Origin of the sequence: Bradyrhizobium agreste (assembly GCF_016031625.1) — a bacterium.
Lineage (GTDB): Bacteria > Pseudomonadota > Alphaproteobacteria > Rhizobiales > Xanthobacteraceae > Bradyrhizobium > Bradyrhizobium agreste.
The window spans coordinates 476,284-487,006 of record NZ_JACCHP010000011.1; the positions used below are offsets into that span (position 1 = coordinate 476,284).

10 protein-coding genes are annotated in these 10,723 nt (G+C 66.0%); 9 read left to right on the top strand and 1 reads right to left on the bottom strand.

Features of this window, described 5'->3' with window-relative positions:
* The first annotated feature begins 15 nt into the window (after positions 1–15).
* The 9 genes from HZZ13_RS19210 to HZZ13_RS19250 all read left to right on the top strand — a co-directional run bounded on the left by HZZ13_RS19210 (position 16) and on the right by HZZ13_RS19250 (position 9,570).
* Positions 16–2,307: a xanthine dehydrogenase family protein molybdopterin-binding subunit gene (locus tag HZZ13_RS19210; RefSeq protein ID WP_246504478.1), complete on the top strand. Its 2,292-nt coding sequence runs from the start codon at positions 16–18 to the stop codon at positions 2,305–2,307.
* Complete coding sequence (locus HZZ13_RS19215) at positions 2,304–3,140, top strand: FAD binding domain-containing protein (protein ID WP_197961089.1); 837 nt, start codon at positions 2,304–2,306, stop codon at positions 3,138–3,140. Before HZZ13_RS19210 ends, HZZ13_RS19215 begins: the two co-directional genes overlap by 4 nt.
* On the top strand, positions 3,137–4,333 hold the full coding sequence (locus HZZ13_RS19220; protein ID WP_197961090.1) for a xanthine dehydrogenase family Fe-S subunit: 1,197 nt from the start codon (positions 3,137–3,139) through the stop codon (positions 4,331–4,333). Before HZZ13_RS19215 ends, HZZ13_RS19220 begins: the two co-directional genes overlap by 4 nt.
* Positions 4,334–4,411: 78 nt before the next feature.
* The gene (locus tag HZZ13_RS19225) at positions 4,412–5,566 is read left to right on the top strand and encodes an ABC transporter substrate-binding protein (RefSeq protein ID WP_197961091.1); all 1,155 of its coding nucleotides are present in this window, start codon (positions 4,412–4,414) and stop codon (positions 5,564–5,566) included.
* 284 nt (positions 5,567–5,850) lie between these two features.
* Positions 5,851–6,723, top strand: a complete 873-nt coding sequence (locus tag HZZ13_RS19230) for a branched-chain amino acid ABC transporter permease (RefSeq protein WP_193760206.1) — start codon at positions 5,851–5,853, stop codon at positions 6,721–6,723.
* On the top strand, positions 6,720–7,766 hold the full coding sequence (locus HZZ13_RS19235) for a branched-chain amino acid ABC transporter permease (RefSeq protein ID WP_197961092.1): 1,047 nt from the start codon (positions 6,720–6,722) through the stop codon (positions 7,764–7,766). Before HZZ13_RS19230 ends, HZZ13_RS19235 begins: the two co-directional genes overlap by 4 nt.
* Complete coding sequence (locus HZZ13_RS19240; protein ID WP_246504466.1) at positions 7,766–8,548, top strand: ABC transporter ATP-binding protein; 783 nt, start codon at positions 7,766–7,768, stop codon at positions 8,546–8,548. Before HZZ13_RS19235 ends, HZZ13_RS19240 begins: the two co-directional genes overlap by 1 nt.
* On the top strand, positions 8,541–9,245 hold the full coding sequence (locus HZZ13_RS19245) for an ABC transporter ATP-binding protein (protein ID WP_197961093.1): 705 nt from the start codon (positions 8,541–8,543) through the stop codon (positions 9,243–9,245). The genes HZZ13_RS19240 and HZZ13_RS19245 overlap by 8 nt, the downstream gene beginning before the upstream one ends.
* Complete coding sequence (locus tag HZZ13_RS19250) at positions 9,238–9,570, top strand: Rieske (2Fe-2S) protein (protein ID WP_376707057.1); 333 nt, start codon at positions 9,238–9,240, stop codon at positions 9,568–9,570. Before HZZ13_RS19245 ends, HZZ13_RS19250 begins: the two co-directional genes overlap by 8 nt.
* 125 nt (positions 9,571–9,695) lie before the next feature.
* Here HZZ13_RS19250 and HZZ13_RS19255 read toward each other — a convergent pair whose 3' ends face one another.
* The gene (locus HZZ13_RS19255; protein ID WP_197961120.1) at positions 9,696–10,556 is read right to left on the bottom strand and encodes an alpha/beta hydrolase; all 861 of its coding nucleotides are present in this window, start codon (positions 10,554–10,556) and stop codon (positions 9,696–9,698) included.
* Positions 10,557–10,723 lie beyond the last annotated feature (167 nt).

A 10,723-nucleotide genomic window follows, 5' to 3' on the forward strand; every position in this document is an offset into this window, starting at 1 on the left:
GAAGACGACCGCCTGATGCGTGGCCGCGGCCAATATGTCGGGGACGTCAGGCTCGCCGGTCTTCAGGACGTCGCCTTTGTGCGCAGCCCGCTGGCGCATGCGCGCATCCGCGGCATCCATTTGCCCGAATGTCATCGCGGCAGCGTGTTCACGGCGGCCGATCTCGTCGGCATCAAGCCGATCCGGGCGGTGTCGGGGCTGCCGGGCTTCAAGATCTCCGAGCAGCCGGTGCTGGCGACCGGCAAGGTGCGCCAGGTCGGGGAGCTCGTCGCGATGTGCCTCGCGCCGACCCGCGCCGAGGCCGAGGATATCGCGGCCTCCGTGACGCTCGATCTGGAGGAGCTGCCTGCGGTGTATGACATGCTGAAGGCGCGCGAGCCTGGCTCGGCGCTGGTGCACGAGCATTGGGGCGACAACGTCTTCCTCGAGACCAGTTACGAGGTCGACATCTCCGCCGCGCTCGATGCGCCGATCAAGGTGACTCGCGAGATCTCGACGGCGCGACAATGCATGTCGCCGCTGGAAGGCCGCGGCGTGGTTGCGACCTTCGATCGACGGCTTGATCAGCTCACGCTGCATTCCGCGGCGCAGATGCCGCACATCACGCGCAGCGGCCTTGCCGAATGCCTCGGTATGGAGGAGGGCCAAATCCGCGTCATCTCGCCCGACGTCGGCGGCGGTTTCGGTCACAAGGGCATCTTGTTGCCCGAAGAGGTCTGCCTGTCCTGGCTGACGATGCGCTGCGGCCATCCCGTGCGCTGGCTCGAAGACCGCCGCGAGCACCTCGTCGCCAGCTCCAATTGCCGCGAGCATCATTACAAGATTACGGTCTATGCGGACCGTGACGGCGGCTTGCGCGGCATCGATTGCGAGGCGACCGTGGATTCCGGCGCCTACTCGTCCTATCCGTTCTCGGCCTGTCTCGAGGCCGCGCAGGTCGCGAGCATTTTGCCCGGCCCCTACAAGATGCCGGCCTACCGTTGCCGCACCTTCTCGGTCGCCACCAACAAATGCCCGATCCTGCCCTATCGCGGCGTCGCGCGCACCGGCGTCTGCTTTGCGCTGGAATTGATGCTGGACCTCGTGGCGGCCGAAGCCGGTCTCGAGCCCGGGGAGGTGCGGCTGCGCAATCTGGTGCGCCCCGAGCAGATGCCGTTCGACAACATTACCAGGAAGCATTTTGACAGCGGCGATTATCCGGAAGCGATGCGCCGCGCGCTCGCGGCCATCGACGTCGACGCGATCCGCGCCAAGCAAAAGCAGGGCGAGGCCGACGGCCGTCGCATCGGCGTCGGCGTCTCCATCTATTGCGAGCAGGCCGCGCACGGCACCTCGGTCTATTCCGGCTGGGGCATCCCGATGGTACCGGGCCATGAGCAGGCCTCGGCGCGCCTGACGCCGGACGGCGGCCTCGAACTGCGCGTCGGCGTGCACTCGCACGGGCAGGGCATGGAGACGACGCTCGCCCAGGTCGCGCACGAGATCCTCGGCGTGGATGTCGCGAACATCCGCATCGTGCTCGGCGACACCGCGATGACGCCCTATTCGACCGGCACCTGGGGCTCGCGCTCGATGGTGATGGCGGGTGGTGCCGTCGCGACCGCCTGCCGCGAGCTCGGCGAACGTGCAAGACGCATCGGCGCCAAGCTGTTGCAGCACGATCCAGCCGCCGTGGTGTTGCAGAATGGCGAGGTGCGCGGCGTCAACGGCAGCGTCAGCCTGAAGGCGATCGCCCACACCTGGTACCGCCGCCCGCAGGACTTGCCGCCAGACGTCGATCCTGGCGGGCTCGAGGTCACGCAAGGCTACAAGCCCGTGCGCGACAGCGGCACCTTCAGCTATGCCGCGCACGCAGCCGTCGTCGCGATCGATCCAGATCTCGGCGAGGTGGAAATCCTCGACTATGTGATCGTCGAGGACGGCGGCGTGCTGGTCAATCCGCTCGTGGTCGACGGCCAGATCTATGGCGGCCTCGCGCAAGGCATCGGCACCGCGCTCTACGAGGAGATGCCGTTCGACGCCTCCGGCCAGCCGCTGGCGACGACGCTCGCGGATTACCTGCTGCCCGGCCCGACCGAGGTCCCGGCCGCGCGCCTCGACCACATGGAGACGCCGTCGCCCTATACGCAATTCGGGGTGAAAGGCATCGGCGAGGGCGGAGCCATCGCACCGCCCGCCGCGATCGCCAATGCCGTCAACGACGCGCTGCGCCCGCTCGGGGTCGAGCTGATGCAGTCGCCGATCACGCCGCACCGCATCGTCGCGGCGGTGCTGACCGCGCGTGCGGCGGAGAGGAGCGCGGCATGAAACCGGCGCCCTTTGCTTACGAGCGCCCGCGCGATCTCGATGCGGCTCTGTCGATGCTGGCCGCAAGCGGCGGATCGGCGAAGATCATCGCCGGCGGCCAGTCGCTCGGCCCCATGCTCAATCTGCGGCTGGTGCAGCCGGAATTGATCGTCGACATCTCCGGTCTTGCCGAGCTCAAGCGCGCAGAGGTGTCCGGCGACGAGCTGGTGCTCGGCGCGCTCGTCACCCATGCCGATATCGAGGACGGCCGCACGGCGGATGTGACCCGCGGTGCCATGCGCGGCGTCGCCGCCAACATCGCCTATCGCGCGGTGCGCAACCGCGGCACGATCGGCGGCTCGCTCAGCCATGCCGATCCCGCCGCTGACTGGATCTCCGCGCTCGCCGCTCTCGGCGCGCGGGTGACGCTGCGCAGCCTTGCCGGTGCGCGATCGATGGCCGTCGAAGCGTTTGTGGTCGGTGCGCTGGAATCCGCGCTGCATGCCGGAGAGATTGTCGAAGCGGTGCATGTGCCGGCGCGATCGCCGACGGCGCATTGGGGTTACGCCAAGAGCTGCCGCAAGACCGGCGAGTTTGCCCATGCGATCGGGGCGATATCGATCGATTCCGCTGCAGCTTCGGCGCGTATCGTCATCGGTGCAATCGATACCGCGCCCATCGTCATCACTGATGCCGCGGAGCTGTTCGGCGGCCGGATCGACGCCGACTACAAGCAGCGTTTCGATATCCGTGCCGCCGATGTCCTGCTCGCAAACGCCGGCATCGACGATGCCGCGCAGCGGCACATCCATGTCAGCGTGTTGAAGCGCGCCGTTCTGGAGGCCTCGGCATGACCACGATCGCGCTTCAGGTCAATCGCCGCGCGGTGGAGTTGCCCGCCGAGCCGCGCACGAGCCTTGCCGATTTCGTCCGCGACAAGCTCGATCTCACCGGCACGCATCTCGGCTGCGAGCATGGGGTCTGCGGCGCCTGCACCGTGCTGCTCGACGGCGTTCCGGCACGCTCCTGCATCACCTATGCGGCAGCCTGCGAGGGCGCCGACGTCACCACCATCGAAGGCCTCGACGAGGACGAGATCGCCACCGAGCTGCGCGCCGCCTTCACCCGCGAGCATGCGCTCCAATGCGGGTATTGCACGCCGGGCATGCTGGTTTCGGCGCGCGACCTCGTGCTGCGTCTGCCCGACGCCGACGAGCGCCGCATCCGCGTCGGCCTCAGCGGCAATCTCTGCCGCTGCACCGGCTATGTCGGCATCGTGCGCGCGGTGCAGTCCGTGATCGAGGCGAGGCGCGCGCGCAACATCGCGGCGCAGGCAGGCGGCGGCCGGACCGTCCTTGGTCCTGCCGGTTCGGGGCGAGCGGCAACCGCCCGGAACGAGCTGCGGCCTGCGCGGCACGCGCCAGCTCCGGCATCGGAAGGTGCCACCCCAAGCAGCATCCCCGACTTCACGCCGGCGATCGTTCTCGATCAGCGCTTCACCCTGCCGCATCCGCCGGCAAAGGTGTTCGCGATGTTCGAGGATATCGCAGGCATCGCCGCCTGCCTTCCCGGCGTGTCGCTGAAGTCGCCGCCAAGGCCGGAGCGCGTACAAGGATCAATCCGCGTCAGGCTCGGGCCGATCGCAGCAAGCTTCGAAGGCGCCGCGCGCGTCGAGCGGGATCCCGCGACACTCTCGGGGCGCATCGTCGGCATCGGCGCCGACCAGCGCAGGCATTCGGCGACGCAAGGCGAAATCCGTTACCGCCTGTTGCCGCTCGAAGGCGACGCGGCGACCGCGGTCGAACTGTCGATCGGCTACACGCTCACGGGAATGCTGGCTCAGGTTGGTCGTCCCGGCCTGGTGCGGGACCTCGCAAAACGTCTCGTCGCGGAGTTCGCCGCCAATCTCGACCGCCACATGTCCGGCGCCTCGTCGGGGCAGGCAGCTCCGGCGGAGCTCAGCTTCTGGTCGATTGCATCGGACGTCTTGCGAGCCTGGCTCGCGCGAATATTTCGCCGCGCCTTCGGAAGAGGTGGCGCGGAATGATCGGCGCGCCGGCGCCGCGGAGTGACGAAGCCCTTGGACGACCCTGGATATCAACAGCGTGGGATTTGGAGAGACAACATGACACGAACACTCGGACTGGTTCCGGCTATTGCGCTTGCGACGGCCTTGTTCGGCGGCACGGCGGGGGCGCAGACGATTAAGATCGGCGTCAACGAGCCGCTCACCGGCGCGTTCGCGGCCTCTGGGACCTATGTGGTCAACGGCGCCAAGATCGCCGCCGACGAGATCAACGCCAAGGGCGGCGTCCTCGGCAAGAAGATCGAGCTCGTCATCGAGGACAACAAGAGCAACCCGACGGAGGCCGCCGCCGTTGCCGAGAAGCTCATCACCAGCGACAAGGTGCCGGTCCTGATGGGCGCCTGGGGCTCGAGCCTGACGCTCGCCGTGATGCCCAAGCTGATGGAATACGAGACGCCGATGGTGGTGGAGACCTCGTCCTCCGGCAAGATCACGACGACGGGCAACCCCTTCATCTTCCGCATCTCGCCGCCCTCGGCGGTCGAGGCCGCCGCGTTCAAGAACATCGTCGACAAGCTCGCGCTGAAGAAGGTCGACTTCCTCGTCATCAACAACGACTGGGGCCGCGGCACCGCCGAGGACTTCAGCAAGATGATGAAGGACAAGGGCATCAGCATCGGCCTCGTCGAGACCATGGACCAGGGCGCGCAGGACATGAGCGCGCAGCTCTCCAAGATCAAGAGCTCGGATTCCGAGACGGTGATCGTCACGACGGCGGTCGATCAGCTGACCCTGATCTTCAAGCAGGCGGCCGCGCTCGGCCTGAAGAAGCGCATCATCACCACCGGCGGCTCGCAGAACCCGGACCAGATCATCGCCCAGGCGGGAGCGGCCGCCAACGGCACCATGCATCTGACCACCTTCCTGCCCTGGTTCCCGGACAAGACGCCGAACCCGGAAGCCACCAACTATTTCATCGCGGAATGGAAGAAGCGCGGCTTCGAGTTCGCCGGCTGCACCGAGAGTTTTCGCGGCTATGACGGCATTCGCACCGTGGCGGCCGCGATCGAGAAGGCCGGCAAGGCCGAGCCCGCCGCGATCAAGGCGGCGCTCTGGAACATCAACATCAAGGGGCTGAACGGCGACATCGTGTTCCGCAAGTCGGGCCCCGAAGGCAAGGAGAGCGGGCAAAGCCAGCCGAACGTCTATCTCATCGAGATCAACGACGGCAAGGTCGAGATGAAGACGCTCTAACGCGCGATGAAGTTGGGTCTGGTGGCGAGCCGCGAGACAGGTGCGCTCCCTCTCCCGCTTGCGGGAGAGGGTTGGGGAGAGGGTGTCTCCGCGGTGGGATTCCCCAAGAGGATAGAACCCTCACCCAGCGCAAATGCGCCGACCTCTCCCGCAAGCGGGAGAGATGACGGAGACCGCTGCGAGATCGAGTCAATCAAAGAGCCATCGGGCTTTAGCGTCGGCCGGTCACAGGCGAGGGCGGCATACTGCCGCTCTCGCCGAATACGGACTAATCGGGATCAGCCTTGAGCGAATTCCTCCAGCATCTGATCAACATGCTCGTGCTCGGCGGCACCTATGCGCTGCTGGGCATCGGGCTGACCTTGATCTTCGGCATCATGAACGTCGTGAACTTCACGCATGGAGTGCTCTACACGTTCGGCGCCTACATCATGTTCATCGTGGTGCAGCAGCTCGGGCTGAACTTCTTTCTCGCGCTGCCCGTGGCCGTTCTGGCCGGATGGCTGCTGGGTGCGGCCATCGAATTGACTTTGCTGCGCCCACTGCGCGGCTCCGACATCGACACCACCATGCTGGTGATGATCGGCGCCTGGATTGCGATGCAGTCCGGCACGCTATGGATCTGGGGCGGTGTCGCCAAATCGGTGGCGACGCCATTTCCTGAGGCACCGCTGGTGCTCGGACCGGTCTCCGTTTCATGGCTGCGCCTGTTCGTGCTCGCCGCGGCGGCCATGTTGATCCTGGTGACGTATCTGCTCATCAACAAGACCAGCCTCGGCCGCGCGATGCGGGCGACCTTCCAGGATCACGACACGGCGTCCCTGATGGGCGTCAATGTCGACATGATCTACACCTCGACCTTCGCGATCGGCTCCAGCCTCGCCGCCGCCGCGGGCGCGCTGCTCGGGCCGGTCTACGTGATCTTCCCGCAGATGGGCGATCTCGCCGCGGTCAAGGCCTTCGCCATCGTCATCCTCGGCGGTCTCGGCAATATCACGGGCGCTGTGATCGGCGGTTTCATCCTGGCGCTCGCCGAAGAGCTCGGCGCCGGCTACGTCTCCTCAGGCTATCGCGACGCCATGGGCTTTCTGATCATCATCGCGGTGCTGATCTTCCGGCCGACCGGCCTATTCGCGCGCGCGGAGCGCGTTGGATGAAGGCGATCGTCACCATCCTCGCCGTCGCAGCGCTCGGCTCGGTGCCGCTCTGGCTGCGCGATCCCTATCTGCTCAATGCGCTGATCACGACCGGCATCTTCGTCATCGGCGCGATGAGCCTGAACCTGCTGCTCGGCTTCACGGGCCAGCTCAGCCTCGGCCACATAGCCTTCTTCGGCATCGGCGCCTATGTCAGCGCACTGACATCGCTCGGCTTCGACATCGGCCTGCCCGGAGGTTTTCGTCTTGTCCACGCTCCATGGCCGCCGATCGTGGGCTTCGTGCTCGCGATCCTGATTGCAGGATTGTGCGGCTATTTCGTCGGTCTGTTGTCGTTCCGCGTCCGCGGCGCCTATTTCGTCATCGTGACGATCTCCTTTGCCGAGGTGGTCCGGCTGGTCGCACTGAACTGGGTCGAGCTGACGCAGGGCCCGTTGGCGCTGACCAACATTCCCTCCATCGCCTTGCCCTTGCCCGGCTTCGGCGAGCTGACGCTGCGCACGAAATTCCACAACTATTATCTCGTCCTGGTTGTCGCGCTCATCGCCTATCTCCTGATCGCGCGCCTCGTTCATTCCCATTTCGGCCGCGCCATGCGCGGATTGATGGAAAATGAAACACTCGCCGTCTCCGTCGGCATCGACGTGACCAGAACGCTGACGATTGCCGCGGTGATCTCCGCCGCGATCGCCGGTGCGGCCGGAAGCCTCTATGCGCACTACATCCGGATCATCGACCCCGAAGTGTTCGCCTTCATCAACACCGTCACCATGGTCATCATGGTCATCAGCGGCGGCAAGGGCTCGCTAGCCGGGCCCGTGGTCGGCGGTCTGATCTTCGGGCTGCTGCCGGTCGCGTTGCGGCCGGTCATGGCGCCGGAGGCGCAGTGGATCGCCTATGGCGGCGTGCTGATCGCCATCCTGTTCGTGCTGCCCCGCGGCATCGTGCCCTCGCTCGCACAGCGCTTCATGCGACGGCGCAGCGGCGCGCCGGCGCTGGCACCGGTGACGCTCACTGAAACCAGCGCCAAGGAGCCGGCGTGATGATGGCGCGCAGCATCGCCATGACCATCGAGCAGGTCGCGGTCCGCTTCGGTGGGCTGGTCGCGATCTCCGACATGAGCTTTGAGGTCGGCGAGGGCGAGATCGTCAGCCTGATCGGGCCGAACGGCGCCGGCAAGACCACCGCCTTCAATGTCATGACCGGCTTCCTGACGCCGAGCGCGGGCCGCGTCACCTATCGCAACACTGCGCTCGCGGGTTTGAAGCCGCACGAGATCGCCGATCTCGGCCTGATCCGCACCTTCCAGCGCACCAGCGTATTCCCGAACGACACCGTCTACGACAACCTCATGATCGGCCTGCACCGGCGGGGCCGGGTGCGGCTGCTCGACGCCATCCTCGGCCTGCCAGGCGCCCGCGCCTCGGAGCGCCGCTTACGGCAGCGCGCCAGTGAGCTGCTCGAATGGGTCGGGCTCGAACGCCGCGCCCACGATGCGGCGGGCTCGCTCTCCTACGGCGAGCAGCGTCTCGTCGGCGTCGCTCTGGCGCTGGCGGCTCAGCCATCGATGCTGCTGCTCGACGAACCTGTCTCCGGCATGAATGCTTCGGAGACACACCGTTTCGTCGAGCTGATCCGTGGCATACGTGACCGCGGCATCACGATTTTGCTGGTCGAGCACGACATGCCGATGGTGATGACGGTCTCGGATCGTATCGTGGTGCTCAACTATGGCCGCATCATCGCGGAAGGGGCGCCGGAGGTGATCCGCAACGATCCTGCGGTGATCGAAGCCTATCTTGGACATGGAGCAGGACGTGCTTGAGATCCGCGACATGGTCTGCGGCTACGGTGGCGTCACCGCGCTGCGCGGCATCTCGCTCGACGTGAAAGCCGGCCAGCTGGTCGCCCTGATCGGAGCCAACGGCGCCGGCAAGAGCACGACGCTGCGCGCGATTTCCGGCCTGGTGCCGCCGCGCTCGGGCCAGATGAAGTTCGAGGGCATCGACATCACCGGCGCGAGGCCGCCGCGCGTGCTGGCGAGCGGCATCGCGCATTGCCCGGAAGGGCGGCGCGTGTTTCCGCATATGAGCGTCGAGGAAAATCTCGACATGGGGGCTTACCTCCGTCGCGGTTCGGGCGAGATCGCTGCCGATCGCGACCGCATCTACACGGAGTTTCCGCGGCTCGCCGAGCGGCGCCGGCAGGCGGCGGGCACGCTGTCGGGCGGCGAGCAGCAGATGCTTGCGATCGGCCGCGCGCTGATGTCGCGGCCGCGCCTGATCATGTTCGACGAGCCCTCGCTCGGGCTCGCCCCCAATATCGTCGAGCGCACCTTTGCGATCATCCGCGGCATTCGCGATGCCGGCACCACGGTGCTGCTGGTCGAGCAGAACGCGTTTGCCGCGCTCGAGATGTGCGATCATGCCTATCTGCTCGAGAACGGCCGCATCGTGCTGTCGGGCGCCGGGACCGAGCTGATCGCGAACGAGCATGTACGCAAGGCCTATCTCGGTGGGTGACGACGCCGGGTGGATTGCGGTCTGCGATCTCGACCGGCTGAAGGCGGAGACGATCGTCCGCGTCGTCGGGCGCGACCTGCTCGTGATCTGGAACGACGGCGACGTCGTCGCCTGCGAACGTGCGTGCCCGCACGAACAGGCGGATCTGGCCTTGGGGCAGGTGACGGCAGGGCGTCTCCGTTGTCCCCGCCATGCGGCATCATTCGATTTGCGTGATGGCACAACCAGCGCGGGATGGCCGAGCCGGCCGCTGCGGCTTTATCCGGCGCGGATCATGGGCGGGCAAATCTGGATTGAGATGCAGGAGCGGCAGCCTGGGCGATGATGCCATCATGCCCCTGTTTTGCCCGACGAGTCAAAGCGGGGGGCGGCGGTGTCGATTGATCCTCAAAAAAATCGTCTTTGCAAACAACGACATCGCTACTGTGCATGGGGTTGTTTTCGCGAGTTTTAGTCCAGCAGCCGCCGCGCGGCCTCTACCAGGACTCCGTCCGGCCGGCGCAGAGCCTCGAGAATGGTGAAATGGTCGGCACCTTCGACCGAGATGAGCTTGCCCGGCGCTCCCGCCGCCACGCGCTTGTCGAAGAGATTGATTGAGTCGCATACGAGCGCCGGCAGCTCGTTGCTGCCATAGGCGATGTCGAGGCGTTTTTGGATGACGGGCAGGCGCAGCGGCGACAGCGCGGCGATTTCCTCGTCCGTCAGCTTCAGCGCGTTGTTGAGGCCGGTATCGCGGATTGGTGCGAGCTCGTACACGCCTGAGATCGCCAGTCCAGCATGGACGCTCGGATGGTTCAGCGCCATCGCTGCGAGATGGGCTCCGGCGGACCAACCCGACAAGACGACCGGTCCGGCAACGCCATAGGACGCGCCATTTGCGGCCAGCCAGTCGAGCGCGCGCGGGACTTCGGCGACGATGTCGGTGACGGAAACCTCAGGCGCCAGCGAATAGCCGGGAATGGCAACCGACCAGCCATGAGCGGCGACGCCTTCGACGAGCATGGCGAACAATTCGCGCGAATTGCGCTGCCAATAGCCGCCATGCAGGAACACCAGGCAGGGCGCCTCAGGCCTGGCGGCCGGGTAGAGATCGATCTTGTTGTTCGCCCGCTGACCGTAAGCCAGATCGAGATGGGATTTCAGCGTACTTCGCAGCCGGCTAGAGGCTTCGTTCCGTTCGGCAATCAGGGCCGTGCTGTTCTTGACGGCCGCGTTGTTGTCGTAGGCGGCGTCGCGTTCTGCCTGGGACAGCCCGGACCATGCGGAACGGGGATCGAGCGGTCGACCTGTCGAATGAGCATTCTCAAGCATAATCACTCCGATGCGGCCCTGGATGGGATCCTGGTCCAATTTGGGGCGGCTATTCACCGAGATTGAGGTGTTAGACCAGCCGTGTCCAGATTGGACAAGGCTGCTTCGGATTATGCCATGCGGGATCATTGTTGCTTTCTCTTGTCCGCACCACTTTACTGTTGCGG

Bases quoted from the DNA above. Each gene is read 5' to 3' on its own strand.
- HZZ13_RS19210 (WP_246504478.1), top strand. From the start codon at position 16: ATGCGTGGCCGCGGCCAATATGTCGGGGACGTCAGGCTCGCCGGTCTT.
- HZZ13_RS19255 (WP_197961120.1), bottom strand. From the start codon at position 10,556: ATGCTTGAGAATGCTCATTCGACAGGTCGACCGCTCGATCCCCGTTCC.
- HZZ13_RS19240 (WP_246504466.1), top strand. From the start codon at position 7,766: ATGATGGCGCGCAGCATCGCCATGACCATCGAGCAGGTCGCGGTCCGC.
- HZZ13_RS19220 (WP_197961090.1), top strand. From the start codon at position 3,137: ATGACCACGATCGCGCTTCAGGTCAATCGCCGCGCGGTGGAGTTGCCC.
- HZZ13_RS19215 (WP_197961089.1), top strand. From the start codon at position 2,304: ATGAAACCGGCGCCCTTTGCTTACGAGCGCCCGCGCGATCTCGATGCG.
- HZZ13_RS19225 (WP_197961091.1), top strand. From the start codon at position 4,412: ATGACACGAACACTCGGACTGGTTCCGGCTATTGCGCTTGCGACGGCC.
- HZZ13_RS19235 (WP_197961092.1), top strand. From the start codon at position 6,720: ATGAAGGCGATCGTCACCATCCTCGCCGTCGCAGCGCTCGGCTCGGTG.